Here is a 21,394-nt window from a genome sequence, read left to right on the forward strand (position 1 = left end):
CTGATGTTTCTACGAGCGCTGGCGTCATTAGGACGTCAGGGAATTAATACCTGCGCCGCCTTTGGCCGTGCCGGGTTGATGCTGTTCCATGCGCTGGTCGGCGTCCCCAGCTTTCGCAAGCATGCGCCGCTGTTGGTAAAGCAGCTGTACAGCGTTGGCGTATTATCGCTGTTGATCATCGTGGTTTCCGGCTTATTCATTGGTATGGTGCTGGGCCTTCAGGGCTACCTGGTGCTGAATACCTATGGTGCGGAAAGCAGCCTGGGGATGCTGGTGGCCCTGTCGCTTCTGCGCGAGCTGGGGCCGGTGGTGACCGCACTGCTTTTTGCCGGGCGAGCCGGTTCAGCGCTGACCGCTGAGATCGGCCTGATGAAAGCCACGGAACAGCTTTCCAGTATGGAAATGATGGCGGTTGACCCGCTGCGGCGTATTGTTTCACCGCGCTTCTGGGCGGGGGCGATCAGTATGCCTCTGCTGACGCTGATTTTTGTCGCCGTAGGGATCCTTGGCGGTGCGTTAGTCGGCGTGAGCTGGAAGGGGATCGACAGCGGCTTCTTCTGGTCAGCGATGCAGAATGCGGTCGATGTGCGTACTGATATTATTAACTGCGTGATTAAAAGCCTCGTGTTTGCGATTACCGTGACCTGGATTGCGCTGTTTAACGGCTACGACGCCATTCCGACGTCTGAAGGGATTAGTCGGGCAACAACGCGTACTGTGGTACATGCCTCTCTGGCAGTGCTCGGTCTGGATTTTGTGCTTACGGCACTGATGTTTGGGAATTAATTCGATGCAAACGAAAAAAAGCGAAATTTGGGTAGGTGCCTTCTTGCTGTTAGCGCTTTGCGCGATCGTTTTCCTCTGTCTGCGCGTTGCCGACCTGAAGTCCCTCGGCAATGAACCGACCTGGAAACTCTATGCTACCTTTGACAATATTGGCGGCCTGAAATCAGGATCGCCGGTGAAAGTCGGTGGCGTGGTGATTGGCCGCGTATCGGATATCACGCTGGATCCGAAAAATTATTCACCGCGGGTCACCATGGATATTGACGAGAAATATAACAATATCCCCGATACCAGTTCGCTGGCTGTGCGCACGTCTGGCCTGCTGGGCGAACAGTATCTGGCGATGAATATCGGCTTCGATGACCCGGAAATGGGGACCGCAACGCTGAAAGACGGCAGCACGCTGCAGGACACCAAGTCGGCAATGGTGCTGGAAGATCTCATCGGTCAGTTCCTCTATAAGAGTGGAAATGGCGATGATAAGAGCGCAGATAAGGCAGATGATAACGGTGCCTCTGAGCCACCGGCTGCAGCTAACACTCCACAAGAGGATAAGTAATGTTTAAACGTTTACTGATGGTGGCAATGCTGATCGTTGCCCCGATTGCGGCTAACGCGGCGGCTGATAAAACCAATCCCTATTCGGTGATGAACGAAGCGGCAGCAAAAACCTTCGACCGGTTGAAGAACGAACAGCCTAAGATCAAGCAGGATCCCAACTATCTGCGCCAGGTTGTCAAAGATGAACTGCTGCCGTACGTGCAGGTGAAATATGCCGGTGCTCTGGTGCTGGGTCGCTATTACAAAGAGGCTACTCCGGCGCAGCGAGAAGCCTACTTCAGTGCTTTCGGCGACTATCTGGCGCAGGCCTATGGTCAGGCGCTGGCGCTTTACAACGGTCAGACATACCAGATTGCTCCCGAGCAGCCGCTGGGCAATGCCGATATCATCGCTATCCGCGTCACCATCATCGACAAAAACGGCCGTCCGCCGGTGCGTCTGGATTTCCAGTGGCGTAAGAACAGCCGTACGGGCGAATGGCAGGCCTATGACATGATCGCCGAAGGCGTCAGCATGATCACCACCAAACAAAACGAGTGGAGTGACATTCTGCGCCAGAAAGGCATCGACGGTTTAACCGAGCGGCTGAAATCTTACGCGAAACAGCCAATCACGCTGGACAAACAGCAGTGAGCAGCATGACGCCAGGTTTGCTTAACTGGACGGTGGAATCGGGCCTGCTGCGTCTTAGCGGTGAGCTTGAGCGTGAAACCCTGCTGCCGCTCTGGCAGCAGCGGGATGAATTAATGCAGCAGGCGGATGCCATTGATGTGTCCAGCCTTGGACGCGTTGATTCTGCAGGGCTGGCGCTGCTGGTCCATCTGCGGCAGATCGTGTTGCAAAGAGGCAAAACGCCTCGTTTCACCGGCATCACTGATAAGCTACGTTCGCTGATTACCCTGTATAATCTTCAGGAAATTATTGCGGATAATCGCTGATTGCGGATACGGCGGCGCTTGCCGCCGTGTCAATCGGAACATATTGAGTTCGTTGATCTTTGTCTTCCTGTCTGCTTCCCCAATCCAACAGACTTACGCTGCTTATAGCGTTATTCATTCTCATTTAGCCTTTTTCTGATGACCCTGGCATTTTTTGCTTGTTTAAGAGTAAGGCAGATTCCACTAATATGTGTGCCTGTTTATTATCAGGTGAATTTGAAAGCATCATGGAAAATAGTGAAATTCAGTCCGTGCTTATGAGCGCGTTACCGCTGCAGGAAGTCCACGTTACCGGCGACGGCAGCCATTTTCAGGTGATCGCCGTGGGTGAATTATTCGGTGAACTGAGCCGCGTGAAGAAGCAGCAGACGGTCTATGCACCCCTGATGGCCTACATTGCGGACAACCGTATTCACGCCGTTTCAATCAAGACTTACACTCCTGAAGAGTGGGCGCGTGACCGTAAGTTAAACGGTTTCTAAGCGGCAGCTGTCCACCACGCCATGATGTGCTGGCGGGCTGAGCCGCAGATTTTTGGTCTGACAACAGAGAGCAGTTGCAATGGATAAATTTCGTGTGCAGGGTCCAACCCGGCTGAGTGGTGAAGTCACAATTTCCGGGGCTAAAAATGCTGCCCTGCCGATCCTGTTCGCTGCTTTGCTGGCTGAAGAACCGGTAGAGATTCAGAATGTCCCGAAACTGAAGGACATCGATACCACCATGAAGCTGCTTAGCCAGCTGGGTGTAAAAGCTGAGCGTAACGGCTCGGTGCATATGGATGCCAGTCAGGTGGATGTTTACTGTGCGCCCTACGATCTGGTGAAAACCATGCGTGCTTCTATCTGGGCGCTGGGCCCGCTGGTGGCGCGTTTTGGTCAGGGGCAGGTATCGCTGCCCGGCGGCTGCGCTATTGGTGCGCGTCCGGTCGATTTGCATATTACTGGCCTGGAACAGCTGGGTGCAGAGATCAAGCTGGAAGAGGGCTACGTTAAGGCTTCGGTTGATGGTCGTCTTAAGGGCGCGCATATCGTCATGGATAAGGTCAGCGTGGGTGCCACAGTCACCATCATGAGCGCCGCGACGCTGGCGACCGGGACGACGATTATCGAAAACGCCGCGCGCGAGCCGGAAATCGTTGATACCGCCAACTTCCTGAATACGCTGGGTGCAAAAATCACCGGCGCGGGTAGCGATCGCATCACCATCGAGGGCGTTGAGCGCCTGGGCGGCGGCGTGTACCGCGTGCTTCCCGATCGTATCGAAACAGGAACGTTCCTGGTGGCTGCCGCTATTTCCGGTGGTGCCGTCGTCTGCCGTGCGGCTCAGCCCGACACGCTGGATGCGGTGTTGGCCAAACTACGCGAGGCCGGTGCCGACATCGAGGTGGGCGAGGACTGGATCAGCCTTGATATGCACGGCAAGCGCCCTAAAGCGGTAAACCTGCGCACCGCGCCACATCCGGGGTTCCCGACGGATATGCAGGCGCAGTTCAGCCTGCTGAATCTGGTGGCAGAAGGAACCGGCGTGATCACCGAGACCATTTTCGAAAACCGCTTTATGCACGTGCCGGAACTGGTACGCATGGGCGCGCACGGAGAGATTGAGAGCAATACGCTGATTTGTCACGGCGTTGAAAAACTGTCAGGTGCTCAGGTGATGGCAACCGATCTGCGTGCATCAGCCAGCCTGGTTCTGGCTGGCTGTATTGCTGAAGGGACAACGATCGTCGATCGCATTTATCATATCGATCGCGGCTATGAGCATATCGAAGACAAACTGATGGCTCTGGGTGCAAACATCCAGCGGATCAGCGGCGACGAGTAAGTACTCTAGCTCATCTCTGCTCAAGGGCCGGTCATCAGCACCGGCCCTTTTTTATTTCCTGATCAGTTTCTTTCGATCGATTAGCTGTCTGGTTTTCGCATCGTAATAGCGGCTGGGCCAGATTTCCGCCGGATGAATTTCCAGGGCGTTGGCAATCAACCATTCCCCTTTCGGCCACGGTCGGCATAGCGTATTCGCCAGCGTTGATGAGCTTAAGCCTGCGAGGCGTGACTGCTCGGCGAGCGTGGTGCCTCTTTTACGCAGGGCTGCAATGATGTCGGCAGAATGCCAGTCATGAGAATCATAGGCCACGTGCTCTTTCTCCTTGTGCACTTGTGGAAACAACAGGAAACAATCTGTTCAGGGGATGATTGCCGGTGTATTGGTATTCACCGCGAAAAATCCTGACGATCGTAACGGAACTTATAAGTTGGTTTATATCAACTTGTTTCCTTTAATTTCCAGTAATTTTTATGCCGGCCGCCAGTTTTGCGTAGCCCCACGCAAAAGTGTCGGAAAAAGATGTAACGTTACATTGTGCAGTTATGCTGGAAAAGAGGCGAAGCAAGGGCAGGGATAATGACAGGGGTGAGAGGTCAAACGCGCGGTTTCCCGCGCATTTTCAATCAGAAATCGCGTTGCACTGACATGTGAGCCAGGGCTTCAAGCGCACTGCGCCATGGCGATTCGGGCAGGACCTTCAGAGCGGTAATGGCTTTGTCAGCTTCCTGCTCGGCGGCATGACGTGTCCACTCCAGTGAACCACACTGGCGCATAGTTTCCAGAACGGATTCCAGTAAATGACGTCCGTTACCTTCTTCGATAGCCTTACGGATCATACTGGCCTGTTCAGGATTGCCGTTGCGCATAGCGTGCAGCAGCGGCAGCGTCGGTTTACCTTCACTGAGATCGTCACCGACGTTTTTGCCGAGGGTTTCGCCATCCGCGCTGTAGTCCAGCAGATCGTCAATCAGTTGGAAAGCGGTGCCGATATAACGCCCATAATCCTGCAGAGCCTGTTCCTGCTCGGCGGTGGCACCGGCCAGAATCCCGGATGACTGCGCGGCGGCTTCAAACAAACGGGCCGTTTTGCTGTAAATCACCCGCATGTAGCTCTCTTCGGTGATGTCCGGATCGTTACAGTTCATCAACTGTAAAACTTCCCCTTCGGCGATCACGTTTACCGCTTCAGACATCAGCGCCAGCACCCGCAGCGAGCCGAGACTGGTCATCATCTGGAAGGCGCGGGTATAAATAAAATCGCCAACCAGCACGCTGGCCGCATTGCCAAACGCCGCGTTAGCCGTGGCTTTGCCGCGGCGCATGTCCGACTCGTCAACCACATCGTCATGCAGCAGCGTAGCGGTATGAATAAATTCAATCAGCGCCGCTACAGCGATGTGCTGCTTGCCGTCGTAATTGTTGACAGCGCGTGCAGCAAGAACGGCGATCATTGGGCGGATGCGTTTACCACCGCCGCTAATAATGTAATGGCCCAGCTGATTGATAAGGGATACATCCGAGTTCAGCTGGTCGAGTATTGTCGCGTTGACATCCGCCATATCCTGCGCGGTAAGTTCATTTATCTGTTCTAAGTTCATCAGTCTGTTCAGCTATCGCTCGCTCAGTTTGCTGGTATGATAAGCGCCTTTACGCGTGCCTGTGGCATGAAATGTATGACAGATTGTACTTGAAAAACACGACGGCGAAAGGTCCCCATTCACGTTGCGTTTTTTTTCTGCAATACAGCGTAACTGGCACTTGTCATTGGCGGCGAAGTTGCGTAGAATTCGCGCCCTATTGTGAATATTTATAGCGCAGCCTGATAATCAAAAAAAGGCAAGCGCGAGAGCGGAGTTTTATATGTACGCGGTTTTCCAAAGTGGTGGTAAACAACACCGAGTAAGCGAAGGTCAGACCGTTCGCCTGGAAAAGCTGGACATCGCAACCGGCGAAACCATTGAGTTCGACCAGGTTCTGATGATTGCCAACGGCGAAGACGTTAAAATCGGTGCACCTTTAGTTTCAGGTGGCCTGATCAAAGCGGAAATCGTTGCTCACGGTCGTGGCGACAAGATCAAGATTGTTAAGTTCCGTCGTCGTAAGCATTACCGTAAGCAGCAGGGTCACCGTCAGTGGTTCACTGATGTGAAGATCACTGGCATCAGCGCCTAAGAGGAGATCTGACAAATGGCACACAAGAAAGCTGGTGGCTCGACCCGTAACGGTCGTGACTCCAATGCAAAACGTCTGGGCGTAAAACGTTTCGGCGGCGAATCAGTTCTGGCTGGTAGCATCATCGTTCGTCAGCGTGGTACTAAGTTCCACGCAGGCACTAACGTTGGCTGCGGTCGTGACCACACCCTGTTTGCAACTGCAGATGGCAAGGTCAAATTCGAAGTTAAAGGCCCGAACAACCGTAAATACATCAGCATCGTTGCTGAGTAAGGTTTTCGAGCCGCAAGTGGCTTTCAGGCCACTTAATGCTGCGAAATGAAAAGCCCCGCATTTTAAGTGCGGGGCTTTTTACATTCTACCTGCTGGGAATTTTACTGCGTCGACTGGCCTCGCAACAGATCCTGTTTTTGCTGTACACTTTATGTTCAGTGGTGTTGCTGTCGGTGATGAGTGTTCCTCGCATCGGGCGGGCAGCATCGGTCAGCGTAATAGTGGCGCCGACGTCTTTTTTTACGCTGATGTTTTCAGAATTATTATCGCCTGGCGGCCCGATCGTTTTGCCGTTGCGACATTGAAGCCTCAGGGCTTCATCGGAGCAACGAGCAGGGGGCCAGGTGCCATATTTTCCGCAATGGGTCATCGCTTATGGCCACGGCGGAGCAATCCCGTTCCGATGCACAGGCATCGGGCCACGGGCGAATGAGTGACGGAGAAGTAAAATGAAGTTTGTTGATGAAGCGACGATCCTGGCAGTGGCAGGCGACGGCGGCAATGGCTGCGTCAGCTTCCGTCGTGAGAAGTATATTCCTCGTGGCGGACCGGACGGCGGCGACGGCGGTGACGGCGGTGATGTTTACATGCAGGCCGACGAAAACCTGAATACCCTGATTGACTACCGTTTTGAAAAATCCTTCCGCGCTGAGCGTGGTCAAAACGGCCAGAGCCGTGACTGTACGGGTAAGCGCGGGAAAGATATCGTTATCAAAGTGCCTGTCGGTACGCGTGTTATCGATCAGGGCACCGGTGAAACCATCGGCGATATGACCCATCACCAGCAGCAGCTGATGGTAGCCAAAGGCGGCTGGCACGGGCTGGGTAACACCCGCTTTAAGTCATCCGTAAACCGTAGTCCGCGCCAGAAAACCATGGGTACGCCGGGTGAAAAACGCGATCTGCAGCTGGAGCTGATGCTGCTGGCTGACGTCGGTATGCTTGGCCTGCCTAACGCCGGTAAATCGACCTTTATTCGCGCCGTATCCGCAGCAAAACCAAAAGTTGCCGATTATCCCTTCACCACCCTGGTACCAAGCCTGGGCGTTGTGCGTATGGATAACGAGCAGAGCTTTGTGGTTGCCGATATTCCGGGCCTGATTGAAGGCGCTTCCGATGGCGCGGGTCTGGGTATCCGCTTCCTGAAGCACCTTGAACGCTGCCGCGTGCTGCTGCACACCATTGACCTGGCACCGATCGATGAAAGCGATCCGGTGGAAAACGCCCGCGTGATCCTCGGCGAGCTGGAAAAATACAGCGAGAAGCTGTTCCAGAAGCCGCGCTGGCTGGTATTCAATAAGGTTGACCTGCTGGACAACGAAGAAGCCGAAGCGCGCGCCAAAGCGATTGCGGACGCACTGGGCTGGACCGATAAGTACTACCTGATCTCTGCCGCTAACCGCGCGGGCGTCACGCCATTATGCTGGGACATTATGTCCTTTATTAATGCCAACCCGAAAGAAGCCGAACTGGAAGCTAAGCAGCCAGAGAAGGTGGAATTTATGTGGGATGACTACCATCGTCAGCAGTTGGAAGAAACGCAGCCTGTCGTTGAAGAAGACGACGACTGGGATGATGACTGGGATGATGAAGACGACGAAGGCGTTGAAATCATTTATCAGCGCTAATCTTCGATGACAACAGGGACGCCATGGCGTCCCTGCTTATTTTCCGCTAGCCGATAATGGTGGTAGTCAGGCGTGAGATACAGCACAGCCGATCGCCATCATCAAAGATCTCAATCTGCCAAACCTGGCTGGTCGCCCCGGCGTTTAAAGAACGACACACACCACGCACCGTGCCGCTGAAAACGCCCCGCAGGTGGCTGGCGCTGATTTCTGTCCCCACCACGTTTTGTCCCGGCTGCGAGCAAAGCCAGCCCGCCATCGACCCCAGCGATTCCGCTAACGCCACCGAAGCCCCGCCGTGCAGCAGGCCGAAGGGCTGATGGGTACGGGAATCAACCGGCATGCTCGCTTCCAGACGGTCGTCTGTCAGATGCGTAAAGCAGATCCCCAGCCCGGCGATCATATTGCCTTCGGCCATCTGGTTCAGCGCCTCCGTGCTGCTCTGGCGCTTCCACAGCGATTGCGACTTACGCACCGAGCGTTGCCCCACCGTCAACCACGATATCCTGCATCGTAATGTGACCTGCGCTGTCAGAAGCCAGGAACAGCACCGCGCTGGCGATTTCATCCGGCCGGGCGATTTTCCCCAGTGGAATGCCCAGCTTGTACTGTCCGGGGTAGCCCGCAATCATCTGCTGCTCATCTTCCGGGCTTTGCCAAAGGCTGCGCTGCATGGCGGTATCCGTTGAGCCGGGCGAAACGATATTACAGCGCACGCCGTAAGGTGCCATTTCGAGAGCGACGGTCATACACAGACTGCGCAGCGCCGCTTTTGATGCCCCGTAAGCCGACATGCCAATGCGAGGCGCGTGGGCAGCATTAGACGCCACGGTGACTATCGCTCCGGCACGCTGCTGGCGGAATACCGGCAGAGTCTGCTGGAACAGGTTAAATGCGCCACCGGCGTTAACCGCCAGGCAGGCCTGCCAGTCTTCAAACGCCAGTTCCTCGGTGGAGCCGGTACGTAAAATCCCGGCCGCATTGACCAGCACGTCCAGGTGCCGGGTATCGGACAGCACTTTTTCGCAGACGCGTTTTACCTGCCAGGCATCGGCGATATCGACGATTTCCCGCTGGAAGGGGTAATCACTCTGCGAGAACTGTTTGTCAAAGCCAACGACGGACGCGCCAGCGGCAACAAAGGCCAGTGCGGTGTGATAGCCGATACCCTGGCCTGCGCCGGTCACCCATACCTGCTTACCGCTAAAATCGAAACTGGCGGACATTATGCTGGCTCCCGTGACAGTAGCTTCCACCAGCCATCAATACTGGGATTTTTAGCCAGAGAGATAAAATCGATATCGCTGTGGATCTGGCGCCAGCGGGCGGCCAGCGCCATCATCCGTACGGAATCAAGACCGTAATCCACCAGATTGTCGGCATCATCCAGATCTTCAGCATCATCATCCAGCAGCGACAGAACCAGCGTGCGCAGCTGGGCTTTACTGGCAGGCGTTGCCGCCGGCAGCAGCTCGGCGGTCATCACGACCTTACCGCTGCGTCCTGCCGTGTAGTTCAGCGCCATCAGATGCTCTTCACGACTGAAGTCCGCCAACGCGTCGGCAACCATAAACGGTTTGATATCGCGCATAAACGCATCGGTGGCGGTGGTCAGACAGCCAATGTGGGCGTATACACCACAGATGATCAGCTGGTCGCGCCCGGTTTCTTTCAGAATCGATTCCAGCGGCGAACGGTGGAAGGCACTGTAACGCCATTTCACCAGTACCTGATCCTGTTCATCCGGGGCCAGTGCGCTGACCACCCGCTGCCGGTCCGGATGCTGATTCAGACCCGGCCCCCACATATCATTCAGCAGCGCGCGATCCTGGTCACTCTGCTGATTGGGCTGAGCGGTATAAAACACCGGGATCCCCTGTGATTTACAGAACTGACGCAGGCGGGCAATATTCTCCACCACCTGGGCGACCAGCGGGCTGCCTTCTTCCCAAAAATTCAGGAAATATTCCTGCATATCATGGATCAGCAGCGCTGCGCGTGCGGGTTCAAAATCCCACTTCACTTTATTAACCGGCAGTTCTGCCTGCGCTGGCAGCGCATAGGACCGGAGTTTTGGAATGGCCATGGTCTCTCCTGAAAATTAGAGGCTCTGAGTATTGGCAAGCTGCTGGCGCAGGCGTTTTTTATCCACTTTGCCGACCGGCGTGAGGGGGAGCGAAGCCACGCATTCGATGCGATCGGGGAGTTTGAACTCCGCCACGCCCAGCTCTCGCAGATGGCGACGCAGCGCCACCGGCTTCAGCACGCCCTGTGCCACAATAAAGGCGCAGCTTTTTTCGCCCATCAGACTGTCTTCCATGGAAACCAGCGCGGCGTGGATCACCTGACCGTGACGCAGCAGCAGGTTTTCGATCTCTTCAGCCGCGATCTTTTCACCACCGCGGTTGATCTGATCCTTTTCGCGGCCCTGCACGGTGATGTAGCCATCGGGAGCGATAGAGATCAGATCGCCGGAGCAGTAAAAGCCCTGCCGATCGAAGCTGGCGGCATTATGTTCAGGGCTGTTGTAGTAGCCCCGGAAGGTGTAAGGGCCTCGGGTCATCAGGAGGCCGGTCTCGCCGACAGGAAGCGGATTGCCGAATTCATCAGCCACCCAGACCTCGTCATCTTCAGAGATTGGCCGCCCCTGGGTGGTCAGAATGTGCTGACTGTCATCATCCAGACGGGTGTAGTTGACCAGTCCTTCGGCCATGCCGAATACCTGCTGTAGCTGGCAGCCGATTTCCGTAAGGATACGGGTGGCAAGTGACTCACTCAGCCTGGCTCCGCCGACCTGCAGCAGGGTCAGGGAAGCCAGTGCGCGATTGCTGCCCCACTCCTGCACAGCCTGCAGCCACAGGCTGACGGCCGGCGGCACCAGCGCGGCCACGTTGACCTGATGTTTTTCGATCAGCGGGAAGCAGAGGTTCGCGCTGGGATCGCTGGCCAGCACTACGCAGCCACCGGCATGAAAGACGCCCAGCGCCCCCGGTGAGCTCATCGCATAGTTATGTGCGGCGGGCAGGGCGCAGAGATAGCGGGTGCTGCTGCTGAACTGGCAAATCTCAACGCTGCCACGAATGCTGTAGTCGTAATCATTGTGGGTTCGCGGGATAAGCTTTGGCGTGCCGGTGCTGCCGCCGGAAAGCTGGAAAAAGGCCACTTCATCCGCCGCAGAGGGGGTTGCCATGAAGTTATCAGCCGTTTCATCGGCCATCCCCGCCAGCGACATCGCCACACCATGTTCATTACGTAAGGCGATAACGCTCAGTGTCGGAACCGCCCGCTTGAGCTGCTGCAGATAATCGTCATTGCTGAAAAGCGGATGCTGGCGATCGGCAATCAGCAACGCGGGCTGTAGCTGCGCCGCGTAGGCATCCAGCTCGTTCCGCTGATGACTGAATAGCGCGTTCACCGGTGCCACCCCGATTTTAAGCAGAGCGAAAAACACGATATAGAAATCCGCGACGTTGCCCAACTGAACCAGCGCGGTATCGCCGCTTTTCAACCCGCGCCGCTGAAGCGCGGCCGCCAGCCGATCCGACTGCTGTGCCAGCTGCTGGTAGCTGTAGTGCCTGTCGCCTTCGATGACGGCGATCGCGGTATTTTGAGCCTGACGTTGCAAAATCTCCGTCATCGGCAGATCGAGCCAGTGACCCTTCGCGCGATAGCGTGCAGCCAGCTCATCCGGCCAGCGAGTATAGGGAATAGTCATGATTTACCTTTAATTGAGGCCAAATGCGCGCAGCATGGTATCCAGTTTGACGCCGGTTTCACGCCATTCGGATTCAGGGGTTGAATCGGGAACAATTCCCGCACCGGCAAACAGGCGAACCCGATTTCCGGCAACTTTCCCACAGCGAATAGTGACGACCCACTCACCGTTGCCATGCTCATCGCACCAGCCAACAATGCCGCCGAATAAATCGCGGTCGAAGGGTTCCAGCTCGGCAATCAGCCGCATGGCACTGGCATGAGGGTAGCCGCTCAGCGCCGGAGTCGGATGCAACAGGCAGGCCAGTGAAAGGGCATTTTCCGCCGGATGACTGACTTCGCCTTCTATCAGGGTGCCGAGATGCCACAGCGTGCCAGTGGTCAGCAGTTCCGGCTCGGCAGGGACTGCCAGGCGCTGGCTGCGTGATTGCAGCACATCGCGCAGCGCATCGATCACCAGTTGGTGCTCATAGCGGTCTTTGCGCGAGTTCATGAGCTGCTGACCGGCCGCGCGATCCTGTTCGCGATCGCTGTCCCGCTTTGCCGAGCCTGCCAGTGGATGCGTGTAGAAACGACGGTTGTGCATGCGCAGCAGCAGTTCCGGACTGGCACCCAGCAGGGAACCACCCTGTGCAAGCGGTACGTGAAAGTTGTAGCTGCCGGGGTTCTGGGTGATGAGTTGTTTCATCAGGCCATCAATGTCGACCGGTTTTTCCGTCACGATGTCCATCAGACGTGACAGCACCACCTTATCCAGACGGGGGGAAGTCGTAGCCGCGATGGCCTGACTGACCATCCGCATAAATTCAGGCTGCTCCGGCACGGCGGTACGCCGCAGAATATCGTTATGCACTGAGCCTCGGGGCTGCACCTGTTGCTGGAAGCTGCTGCGGTCAAAAAAGTGGCTTGTTTCAGGAATAAACAGCGCAGAGGGCTGACGGACATCAAAAGGGATGGCACCCACGACGACCGGATTGAGGATCCCCTGTCGTTTCGCTTCTGACAGATGCTGGCGGATATCGCGTTGAAAACGACCCGTCAGCATGTCACCTTCCAGCGCCGGAGTATTGATCGTGGTAAAGCAACCTTTCGCTGCGAGGCTCCGCCACGGAGACATAAAGAAAAAGCCACTGGCGGCAGCATCTGCGGCAAACTGCAGCGTGCTTTCTGAGGTTAACAATTCCATTCTACGTCCTTATTTAAATGATAAACTTAGTAAGAATCATTATCATTTGCTTTCAGGGCCAGTAAGCTACGTTGAATGCTGCTAAGTGTCAATAAAGGTAAATTGATTTATTAGGCTCGTACTCGTGAGGGAATAGTAGCGTTTTACCCTATTATTAGCGGTTTTTCGTTGATCTGACAGGGTAATTACAGGTAATAGATGTGCGACGGGTTAGCGTTGCTAATTAAAATTCCAGAATGTTCTGTAATAATCGCTGGTTCAGTTGAGCTGCTGTGGGAACCGACATCCTGCATTCAGCCCGCTGCGATCGCTGCGATTGGTCAGGCTCAGCTGACCATGATGGATTTGTACGATGCGCTGCACGATATTCAGTCCCAGGCCGCTGCCACCAAACCGTTGGTCCATACGGCGGAACGCTTTCACCACTTCCTGAACCTCGCTGGCATCAATGCCCGGGCCTTCATCGCGCACGGTCACCTGGCTACCGTTATCGGTGGCCGTCAGTATCAACGTGATACAGCCGCCCTGCGGGCTGTAGCGCGAGGCATTCTCCAGCAGATTACGCAGCATCAGACGCAGCAGTACGGCGTCACCCTGCACGCGGCTGCCGTGGCTGGTATCCTCAACAATCAGCCGCTGCTGGTTAAGCGCGAGCATCTCTTCCATCTCCTGACGCAGTGGCTGTACTACTTCTTGCCAGCTCAGAGTCTGGTAGTGACCACTTACCATCATTTGCCCGGCACGCGACAGCATCAGAAGCTGTTCGATGACATGCATCAGCTGATCGACCCGGGCGACCAGCATCGTACCCAGTGGATTGCCTTCCTGCTCAAGCAGTTCCAGATGCAGTCTCAGGCCGGCTAGCGGCGTGCGTAATTCATGGGCCGCATCTGCCGTAAACAGCCGCTCCTGCTGTAGCGTATGGTCCAGACGCGCCAGTAGCTGATTCAGTGCGCCGGTAACCGCGACGATTTCATCCATATCCGAATGCAGCGGCAGAGGGGTCAGGTTATCCGCCGAGCGTGAGGCCAGGCTGCTTTGCAGTGAGCGTAAGGGGCGAATGATCCAGCTAATGGCCCAGAATGACAGCAGCAGGGTAAAGCACACCATCACAAGTGACGGCAGCAACAGTGAGGCAATCGCTTCGCGGATCTCGTTTTCCACTTGCTCATTACGTGCATGGTTAGTCAGCGTTTCATTCACCAGAAAGCTGATTTGCTCCCGGCTTTCATGCCACAGCCAAAACGCGCTCATCAGCTGGCAGCTCAGCAGGATTAGCGCCAGCATAATCAGTAAACGCCGACGCATGCTGTTCATTCACGCTCTTCCAGACGGTAGCCGACGCCGCGCACGGTCTTGATGCGATCTTTGCCAAGTTTGCGGCGAAGATTATGGATATGGACCTCTAATGTGTTCGAACTGGTATCATCCTGCCAGCTGTAAAGGTCCTGCTGCAGCGTTTCGCGATGCACCGTCTGACCCAGACGCATCAGCAGGCGCGTCAGCAGGGCGAACTCCTTTGGCGTGACTTCGACAGGAAGATTTTCGACGGCAACCTGCTGGGAAGAGAGATTCAGCGTCATATCGCCGCGCTCCAGCAGGTTATCGCTGTGTCCCTGATAGCGACGGATCAGCGCCCGAGCGCGGGCTTTCAGCTCAGCCAGCGCAAACGGCTTCACCAGATAGTCGTCGGCGCCGGCATCCAGCCCTTCAACCCGGTCTTCCAGCGCATCGCGCGCCGTCAGAATCAGCACTGGTAAATCGTTCTGTTCTTTGCGCCACTGGCGCAGCAGTTCGGTACCGTCGCGATCGGGCAGCCCGAGATCCAGCACGATCAGGCTGTACTGGCCGCTGCGCAGGAATGCGACCGCCTGGGTCGCATTCGCCGCGCAGTCCACGGCGTAACCTTCTCCGGTCATCGCCAGAGTCAGGCCCTTCTGCAGCAGTTCATCGTCCTCAACAATTAATATTTTCAATGATTAATTATTCCGGTAAACGTCCTTATACAGACGACTTTCAAAGCGAACCAGCGGGATGCGGCGCTGGCGCTGATCTTCCGGCGGTACGGCATAACCGGACAGGAATTGAACGAAGGCCACCCGCTGCCCGCTGGCGGTGGTCATAAAGCCCGCCAGGTTATACACGCCCTGTAATGAGCCGGTTTTAGCCGAAACTTTGCCGTCAACGCCCGCCTCGTGCAGGCCGCCGCGATAGCGCAGGGTGCCATCATAACCGGCCAGCGGCAGCATCGAGATGATATTGAGCTGCTGATCGTTCTGCGCGATATATTGCAGTACCTGCATCATGGTAGCAGGAGAAATCAGATCGTGGCGTGACAGCCCGGAACCGTCGACCTGAATGCTGTTACCCAGGTCGATATTGGCCTTCTGGCGCAGGATTTGGCGTACTGCATCTGAACCTGCCCGCCAGGTACCTGGTACGTTAAAGCGCTCATGGCCAATCGTGCGGAAGACGGTATCCGCAATCATGTTATCCGATTTTTTCAGCATGATTTTCAGTAGGTCCCGCAGCGGGGCCGACTGGGTTTGTGCCAGCACGGTGCCGGGCTGGGTGACCAGAGTCTGGCGTATCAGATGTCCGCTGTAATCAATACCGGCATTTTGCAGTTCAGATTTCAGGATCGCTCCGGCGTAGCTGGCGCCATCCTGAATAGCGAAAGCCAGCGGCAACGGCTCCGCGCGCTGGGTGAGGCAACCGGTTAGCGTGAAGCGATTCAGTTCACCCGGTACCACATCCAGTTCGCAGTACTGCGCGTCTGCAGAGCCCCTGGCCAGCGTTCTGACTTCGCTAAACATATTCACCGGATACCAGGAGGCTACGCGGATAAAGGCTTTGTCCCCCGGCGTCGGTGCGCTATAGAGTGAAACCGAGAAGCAGTTACGATCCACAATGGCAGCACCCGGCGGCGCGCTGAAGCACTGCGTCATGTCGTTCCACGGCCAGCCTGGCGCTTTATCGTGGCTGGCAAAAACCGAGGTATCAATCACCAGATTACCGGCGATATGTTCTACACCCTGTTTTTTCAGGTTGGTAACCATGTTGCGCACATCCTGACGTGTTAACGTCGGATCGCCACCGAACCGGGCAACCAGATCGCCGCGCAGCGTATTGCCGCTGATGCTGCCCTTGCTTTCAAGCTGGGTGTTAAAGCGGTAATCAGGGCCAAGCTGTAGCATGGCGGCCAGCGCCGTAATCACCTTCATTGTGCTGGCGGGTAGCGCCATCTGCTGGCTGTGATAATCAATAGAGGGCGTTGTCGCCCCAATTTTTTGTACTACGAGCGCCAGGTTTGCGCCGTCGGGAAGGTACTGGGTATAGTCTTCGACCGGGGCTGCCTGTGCCTGCAGCATAAATGCGCAGCTAAGGCCGGTAACAATTCGTGAAAATCGCATAATCTCGCGGTAACTGACAGGTGATGCTGTCATACTACGGTGCATTGCGGTGGAAAGTAAACGATGACCCCCAGGGAACTCTGGGGTAAAATACGTATCAAATTGAAAAATAGATCCTGACCTGGAGTTTCCTCCGGGTCAGGCTTCTTTTGTTTTAAATCAGTAGAAAGCGCCGCAGAACGCCTTTTCTGCATGCCATCCGTCAGGACGACGACACTTTGAACAGGAAAGATTTTAAGAGGTATTGAGATGAATCAGATTCCGATGACGTTAAAAGGCGCAGACAAATTGCGCGAAGAGCTGGAAGAGCTCAAAACTGTAAAACGCCCCAGGATTATTGCCTCAATTGCTGAAGCGCGGGAGCACGGTGACCTGAAGGAAAATGCGGAATATCACGCTGCTCGCGAAGAGCAGGGATTCTGCGAGGGCCGTATCCAGGAAATTGAAGCAAAGCTTTCTAATGCTCAGGTGATTGATGTCACAAAAATGGCCAGTAACGCTAACGGTCGGGTGATTTTTGGTGCCACCGTTACCGTGTTGAATGTCGATACTGATGAAGAGTCAACCTATCGCATTGTGGGTGATGATGAAGCTAACTTTAAGCAAAATCTGATCTCCATCAATTCTCCGATGGCACGTGGCCTGGTGGGTAAAGTTGTTGATGATGTGGCTATCATCAAAACCCCCGGCGGCGATGTGGAATATGAAGTGTTAAACGTTCAGTACCTCTGATTTTTGCTATCCTCATTATGGATGAGGGTTTTGTAAAGATAAGAAAAAGGCCGCACTGCGGCCTTTTATCGGAATGAGGAGCGTGGCACTTTCTCCTGACCTGAGTTTATATGGAAAGGCCGGTCAGCAGACCAGCCGACCCCTCAGCGCGGAATGGAGATCTTGCGTTCCTTCGTTGGACGGTACAGCACCAGCGTCTTGCCGATAACCTGCACGTTGACTGCACGGGTTTCGCGCACGATAGCTTCAACCACCAGGGCTTTCGTCTCACGGTCTTCCGTGGCGATTTTCACCTTGATGAGTTCATGGTGCTCCAGTGCATGTTCGATCTCGGCCAGCACTCCCTCGGTCAAGCCATTGTTGCCCAGCATAACAACTGGCTTCAGCGGATGGGCCAGACCTTTCAGGTGCTGTTTTTGTTTGGTACTCAGATTCATCGTATTTTTTACTTACATTGGGATTGAAAACGGGTCATTCTACCGCCATCTCGAGTGTATCACCAAATCGGCTTCGCTGATTTGTGCGGTTATTTATCGCTTACGTTGAATCATAGTTGGAAATTGTATGACTGGTAAAAAGCGTTCGGCCAGTTCCAGCCGCTGGCTACAGGAACACTTTAGCGATAAATATGTGCTTCAGGCGCAGAAAAAAGGGTTGCGTTCGCGCGCCTGGTTTAAACTGGATGAAATACAGCAGGGCGACAAACTTTTCAAACCCGGTATGACCGTGGTTGATCTTGGTGCGGCTCCGGGCGGTTGGTCACAGTACGTGGTAACGCAGATTGGGGCAAAAGGTCGCGTTATTGCCTGTGATATCCTGCCGATGGATCCCATTGTTGGTGTCGACTTCCTTCAGGGCGATTTTCGCGATGAAGAAGTCCTGAAAACGCTGCTGGAACGTGTTGGTGAGACTAAAGTTCAGGTTGTGATGTCGGATATGGCACCCAACATGACAGGTACACCCGCAGTTGATATTCCCCGGTCGATGTATTTATGTGAGCTTGCCCTGGAAATGTGCCGTGACGTACTGGCACCCAACGGCAGCTTTTTAGTGAAGGTGTTTCAGGGAGATGGTTTTGAAGAATACCTGCGGGAAATTCGCTCCCTGTTTACGAAAGTAAAAATTCGTAAGCCGGACGCTTCACGTTCTCGTTCGCGTGAAGTGTATATTGTAGCGACAGGGCGCAAACCGTAACCCTCATAGCCGGATCCGCCGCTGCAGTTTCGCAGCGATTCCAGATGTGAAGGATATGTAGTACCCTACGCTGTCTGTTAACACAGTTGTAATAAGAGGTTAATCCCTTGAGTGACATGGCGAAAAACCTAATTCTCTGGTTAGTCATCGCAGTTGTGCTGATGTCTGTATTCCAGAGCTTTGGGCCCAGCGAGTCGAATGGCCGTAGGGTTGATTACTCAACCTTCCTGTCGGAAGTGAACCAGGATCAGGTCCGCGAGGCACGTATTAACGGGCGTGAAATTAACGTAACCAAAAAAGATAGTAATCGCTACACGACCTACATTCCCGTCAACGATCCCAAGTTACTCGATAACCTGTTGACTAAAAATGTGAAAGTAGTCGGTGAACCACCGGAAGAACCGAGCCTGCTGGCGTCGATCTTCATCTCCTGGTTCCCAATGCTGTTACTGATTGGTGTCTGGATCTTCTTTATGCGTCAGATGCAGGGCGGCGGCGGTAAGGGCGCGATGTCCTTCGGCAAAAGCAAAGCCCGTATGCTGACAGAAGATCAGATTAAAACCACCTTTGCTGACGTTGCAGGCTGCGACGAAGCGAAAGAGGAAGTGGGCGAGCTGGTTGAATACCTGCGCGAACCGAGCCGTTTCCAGAAGCTGGGCGGTAAGATTCCTAAAGGCGTACTGATGGTCGGGCCTCCGGGTACCGGTAAAACCCTGCTGGCGAAAGCGATTGCAGGCGAAGCCAAAGTGCCTTTCTTCACCATTTCCGGTTCTGACTTTGTTGAAATGTTCGTTGGTGTGGGTGCATCCCGCGTACGCGATATGTTTGAACAAGCCAAAAAAGCCGCGCCGTGCATTATCTTCATCGATGAAATCGATGCGGTAGGGCGTCAGCGTGGTGCTGGTCTGGGCGGTGGTCACGATGAACGTGAGCAGACCCTGAACCAGATGCTGGTTGAGATGGATGGTTTTGAAGGTAACGAGGGTATCATTGTTATCGCCGCAACTAACCGTCCTGACGTACTGGACCCTGCACTGCTGCGTCCGGGCCGTTTCGACCGTCAGGTCGTGGTCGGTCTGCCGGATGTTCGTGGCCGTGAACAGATCCTGAAAGTGCACATGCGTCGTGTGCCGCTGGCTCCGGATATTGATGCGGCAATCATTGCTCGCGGTACCCCTGGCTTCTCCGGTGCAGACCTGGCGAACCTGGTTAACGAAGCGGCGCTGTTTGCTGCTCGCGGTAACAAGCGCGTGGTATCGATGGTTGAGTTCGAGAAAGCGAAAGACAAAATCATGATGGGTGCAGAGCGCCGCTCCATGGTGATGACCGAAGCGCAGAAAGAGTCAACCGCTTACCACGAAGCCGGGCATGCGATTATTGGTCGCCTGGTGCCAGAGCACGATCCGGTACACAAGGTCACGATTATTCCACGTGGCCGCGCATTGGGTGTGACCTTCTTCCTGCCTGAGGGTGACGCGATTAGCGCCAGCCGTCAGAAACTGGAAAGCCAGATTTCGACACTTTACGGTGGTCGTCTGGCAGAAGAAATCATCTACGGCGTGGAGCATGTTTCTACCGGTGCGTCGAACGATATCAAGGTTGCTACCTCTATCGCTCGTAACATGGTTACCCAATGGGGCTTCTCTGACAAACTCGGTCCGCTGCTGTATGCAGAAGAAGAGGGCGAAGTCTTCCTGGGCCGTTCCGTGGCAAAAGCTAAGCACATGTCAGATGAGACCGCGCGTATCATCGATCAGGAAGTGAAAGCACTGGTCGAAACGAACTACAAGCGTGCTCGCGTGATCCTCGGTGAGAACATGGACATTCTTCATGCGATGAAAGATGCGCTGATGAAGTATGAAACCATTGATGCTCCGCAGATCGATGACCTGATGGCCCGCCGTGAAGTGCGTCCGCCAGCCGGCTGGGAAGGTCCGAGCAACAGCAATAGCTCAGACAACAACGGCACGCCAAAGGCGCCGCGCCCGGTCGATGAACCACGTACGCCAAACCCAGGCAATACGATGTCAGAGCAGTTTGGCGACAAGTAAGTTGGCCTGCTGATGTTATAATGCTAAACCCCGGCTATGGTCGGGGTTTTTTTATATCTTATTTTACCGGAGACCGTTCGTTATGAAGCTGTACGCCAGAGATACCGTACTCGACCTCTCACATCCCCATGTGATGGGGATCCTGAACGTCACTCCCGATTCGTTTTCAGATGGCGGCAAGCACAACGAACTGATCCATGCTCTGACCCACGCGAATGAGATGATTAACGCCGGTGCCACGATTATTGATGTTGGCGGAGAGTCGACCCGTCCCGGCGCAAAGGACGTCAGCGTGGAACAGGAGCTGGAGCGCGTTATTCCGGTGATAGAGGCGATTGCCCAGCGCTTTGAGGTGTGGATATCGGTAGATACCTCCAAGCCTGAGGTGATCCGCGAATCAGCCCGAGTGGGCGCGCATATTATCAATGACATTCGTTCGCTACAGGAACCGGGCGCGCTTGAAGCCGCAGCGGAAACCGGCCTGCCGGTATGTCTGATGCATATGCAGGGCGAACCGAAAACTATGCAGCAGTCACCGAACTATCAGAACATTCTGCGCGATGTGGATGACTTTTTCGTTCAGCATATTGCTCGATGCGAAGCGGCAGGAATTAAAAAATCGCAGCTGCTGCTCGACCCGGGTTTTGGTTTCGGTAAGAATCTTTCCCATAATTATCAACTTCTGGCGCATCTGGCCGATTATCATCACTTTGGCCTGCCGCTATTAGTCGGCATGTCACGTAAAAGTATGATTGGTCAGCTGCTGAACGTGGGGCCCGGCCAGCGTTTAACCGGCAGCATTGCCTGTGCGGTGATTGCTGCCATGCAGGGCGCTCATATTTTGCGCGTACATGATGTAAAAGAAACCGTAGAGGCGATGCGCGTCGTCGAAGCGACACAGTCAGCGAAGGAAGAATAA

Annotated in this window: 25 protein-coding genes; 14 read left to right on the forward strand and 11 right to left on the reverse strand. The window is 54.9% G+C overall.

The window, feature by feature from the left end; translation table 11 throughout:
• The first annotated feature begins 3 nt into the window (after nucleotides 1–3).
• From mlaE to murA, 6 genes are all read left to right on the forward strand, one after another.
• Nucleotides 4–786, forward strand: a complete 783-nt coding sequence (mlaE, locus tag EC836_RS19210) for a lipid asymmetry maintenance ABC transporter permease subunit MlaE (protein WP_123336096.1) — start codon at nucleotides 4–6, stop codon at nucleotides 784–786.
• A 4-nt stretch (nucleotides 787–790) separates the two neighbouring features.
• Nucleotides 791–1,345 carry an outer membrane lipid asymmetry maintenance protein MlaD gene (gene mlaD, locus EC836_RS19215; protein WP_123336098.1) on the forward strand — a complete coding sequence of 185 codons (555 nt, stop codon included), beginning with the start codon at nucleotides 791–793 and terminating at the stop codon, nucleotides 1,343–1,345.
• Nucleotides 1,345–1,980 carry a phospholipid-binding protein MlaC gene (mlaC, locus tag EC836_RS19220; protein WP_123336100.1) on the forward strand — a complete coding sequence of 212 codons (636 nt, stop codon included), beginning with the start codon at nucleotides 1,345–1,347 and terminating at the stop codon, nucleotides 1,978–1,980. Before mlaD ends, mlaC begins: the two co-directional genes overlap by 1 nt.
• A gap of 5 nt (nucleotides 1,981–1,985) precedes the next feature.
• The gene (gene mlaB / locus EC836_RS19225; protein ID WP_123336102.1) at nucleotides 1,986–2,285 is read left to right on the forward strand and encodes a lipid asymmetry maintenance protein MlaB; all 300 of its coding nucleotides are present in this window, start codon (nucleotides 1,986–1,988) and stop codon (nucleotides 2,283–2,285) included.
• A 227-nt stretch (nucleotides 2,286–2,512) separates the two neighbouring features.
• Nucleotides 2,513–2,767, forward strand: a complete 255-nt coding sequence (gene ibaG, locus EC836_RS19230) for a BolA family iron metabolism protein IbaG (protein ID WP_105593107.1) — start codon at nucleotides 2,513–2,515, stop codon at nucleotides 2,765–2,767.
• 79 nt (nucleotides 2,768–2,846) lie between these two features.
• Nucleotides 2,847–4,109 (forward strand): UDP-N-acetylglucosamine 1-carboxyvinyltransferase, encoded by a 1,263-nt coding sequence (murA, locus tag EC836_RS19235; protein ID WP_123336104.1) that lies wholly within the window; start codon nucleotides 2,847–2,849, stop codon nucleotides 4,107–4,109.
• A gap of 51 nt (nucleotides 4,110–4,160) precedes the next feature.
• Here murA and EC836_RS19240 read toward each other — a convergent pair whose 3' ends face one another.
• Nucleotides 4,161–4,421, reverse strand: coding sequence for a helix-turn-helix transcriptional regulator (locus tag EC836_RS19240; protein WP_123336106.1), 261 nt, complete (start codon nucleotides 4,419–4,421; stop codon nucleotides 4,161–4,163).
• A 314-nt stretch (nucleotides 4,422–4,735) separates the two neighbouring features.
• Nucleotides 4,736–5,710, reverse strand: a complete 975-nt coding sequence (gene ispB / locus EC836_RS19245; RefSeq protein ID WP_123336108.1) for an octaprenyl diphosphate synthase — start codon at nucleotides 5,708–5,710, stop codon at nucleotides 4,736–4,738.
• A gap of 262 nt (nucleotides 5,711–5,972) precedes the next feature.
• Between ispB and rplU the strand changes: the two genes are divergently transcribed.
• The 4 genes from rplU (at nucleotide 5,973) to cgtA (ending at nucleotide 8,185) form a co-directional block, all read left to right on the forward strand.
• Complete coding sequence (rplU, locus tag EC836_RS19250; RefSeq protein WP_123336110.1) at nucleotides 5,973–6,284, forward strand: 50S ribosomal protein L21; 312 nt, start codon at nucleotides 5,973–5,975, stop codon at nucleotides 6,282–6,284.
• Between the two features lie 15 nt (nucleotides 6,285–6,299).
• Nucleotides 6,300–6,557 (forward strand): 50S ribosomal protein L27, encoded by a 258-nt coding sequence (rpmA, locus tag EC836_RS19255; protein ID WP_017349604.1) that lies wholly within the window; start codon nucleotides 6,300–6,302, stop codon nucleotides 6,555–6,557.
• 35 nt (nucleotides 6,558–6,592) lie between these two features.
• Complete coding sequence (locus EC836_RS24655; RefSeq protein WP_148050389.1) at nucleotides 6,593–6,862, forward strand: hypothetical protein; 270 nt, start codon at nucleotides 6,593–6,595, stop codon at nucleotides 6,860–6,862.
• Between the two features lie 144 nt (nucleotides 6,863–7,006).
• Nucleotides 7,007–8,185, forward strand: coding sequence for an Obg family GTPase CgtA (cgtA, locus tag EC836_RS19260; protein ID WP_123336112.1), 1,179 nt, complete (start codon nucleotides 7,007–7,009; stop codon nucleotides 8,183–8,185).
• Between the two features lie 46 nt (nucleotides 8,186–8,231).
• Here the strand turns inward: cgtA and EC836_RS19265 are convergent, their stop codons facing one another.
• The 8 genes from EC836_RS19265 to dacB all read right to left on the reverse strand — a co-directional run bounded on the left by EC836_RS19265 (nucleotide 8,232) and on the right by dacB (nucleotide 16,498).
• Nucleotides 8,232–8,603 (reverse strand): hotdog fold thioesterase, encoded by a 372-nt coding sequence (locus tag EC836_RS19265; protein ID WP_233599376.1) that lies wholly within the window; start codon nucleotides 8,601–8,603, stop codon nucleotides 8,232–8,234.
• Nucleotides 8,604–8,652: 49 nt separating this feature from the next.
• Nucleotides 8,653–9,411 (reverse strand): 2,3-dihydro-2,3-dihydroxybenzoate dehydrogenase, encoded by a 759-nt coding sequence (dhbA, locus tag EC836_RS19270; protein WP_123336116.1) that lies wholly within the window; start codon nucleotides 9,409–9,411, stop codon nucleotides 8,653–8,655.
• A complete protein-coding gene (locus EC836_RS19275; RefSeq protein WP_123336118.1) occupies nucleotides 9,411–10,271 on the reverse strand; it encodes an isochorismatase family protein in 861 nt (286 codons plus the stop codon). The genes dhbA and EC836_RS19275 overlap by 1 nt, the downstream gene beginning before the upstream one ends.
• 15 nt (nucleotides 10,272–10,286) lie before the next feature.
• The gene (locus tag EC836_RS19280) at nucleotides 10,287–11,900 is read right to left on the reverse strand and encodes a (2,3-dihydroxybenzoyl)adenylate synthase (protein ID WP_123336120.1); all 1,614 of its coding nucleotides are present in this window, start codon (nucleotides 11,898–11,900) and stop codon (nucleotides 10,287–10,289) included.
• A 9-nt stretch (nucleotides 11,901–11,909) separates the two neighbouring features.
• Entirely contained in the window at nucleotides 11,910–13,085 is a 1,176-nt protein-coding gene (locus EC836_RS19285; protein WP_123336122.1) for an isochorismate synthase, read from the reverse strand.
• A 258-nt stretch (nucleotides 13,086–13,343) separates the two neighbouring features.
• The gene (pmrB, locus tag EC836_RS19290) at nucleotides 13,344–14,402 is read right to left on the reverse strand and encodes a two-component system sensor histidine kinase PmrB (RefSeq protein ID WP_123336124.1); all 1,059 of its coding nucleotides are present in this window, start codon (nucleotides 14,400–14,402) and stop codon (nucleotides 13,344–13,346) included.
• Nucleotides 14,399–15,061, reverse strand: a complete 663-nt coding sequence (pmrA, locus tag EC836_RS19295) for a two-component system response regulator PmrA (protein ID WP_123336126.1) — start codon at nucleotides 15,059–15,061, stop codon at nucleotides 14,399–14,401. Before pmrA ends, pmrB begins: the two co-directional genes overlap by 4 nt.
• A 3-nt stretch (nucleotides 15,062–15,064) precedes the next feature.
• The gene (dacB, locus tag EC836_RS19300; protein WP_123336128.1) at nucleotides 15,065–16,498 is read right to left on the reverse strand and encodes a serine-type D-Ala-D-Ala carboxypeptidase; all 1,434 of its coding nucleotides are present in this window, start codon (nucleotides 16,496–16,498) and stop codon (nucleotides 15,065–15,067) included.
• A gap of 249 nt (nucleotides 16,499–16,747) precedes the next feature.
• Between dacB and greA the strand changes: the two genes are divergently transcribed.
• Entirely contained in the window at nucleotides 16,748–17,230 is a 483-nt protein-coding gene (gene greA, locus EC836_RS19305; RefSeq protein WP_123336130.1) for a transcription elongation factor GreA, read from the forward strand.
• Between the two features lie 143 nt (nucleotides 17,231–17,373).
• Here greA and yhbY read toward each other — a convergent pair whose 3' ends face one another.
• Nucleotides 17,374–17,667 (reverse strand): ribosome assembly RNA-binding protein YhbY, encoded by a 294-nt coding sequence (gene yhbY / locus EC836_RS19310; RefSeq protein WP_123336132.1) that lies wholly within the window; start codon nucleotides 17,665–17,667, stop codon nucleotides 17,374–17,376.
• 127 nt (nucleotides 17,668–17,794) lie between these two features.
• On the opposite strand from yhbY, the gene rlmE reads away from it, so the two are divergent.
• From rlmE to folP, 3 genes are all read left to right on the forward strand, one after another.
• Nucleotides 17,795–18,424 carry a 23S rRNA (uridine(2552)-2'-O)-methyltransferase RlmE gene (gene rlmE, locus EC836_RS19315; RefSeq protein ID WP_123336133.1) on the forward strand — a complete coding sequence of 210 codons (630 nt, stop codon included), beginning with the start codon at nucleotides 17,795–17,797 and terminating at the stop codon, nucleotides 18,422–18,424.
• A gap of 116 nt (nucleotides 18,425–18,540) precedes the next feature.
• Nucleotides 18,541–20,475 (forward strand): ATP-dependent zinc metalloprotease FtsH, encoded by a 1,935-nt coding sequence (gene ftsH, locus EC836_RS19320; RefSeq protein ID WP_123336135.1) that lies wholly within the window; start codon nucleotides 18,541–18,543, stop codon nucleotides 20,473–20,475.
• 82 nt (nucleotides 20,476–20,557) lie between these two features.
• Nucleotides 20,558–21,394, forward strand: coding sequence for a dihydropteroate synthase (folP, locus tag EC836_RS19325; RefSeq protein ID WP_123336137.1), 837 nt, complete (start codon nucleotides 20,558–20,560; stop codon nucleotides 21,392–21,394).

This window comes from Erwinia sp. JUb26, assembly GCF_003751505.1.
Taxonomy (GTDB): domain Bacteria; phylum Pseudomonadota; class Gammaproteobacteria; order Enterobacterales; family Enterobacteriaceae; genus Erwinia.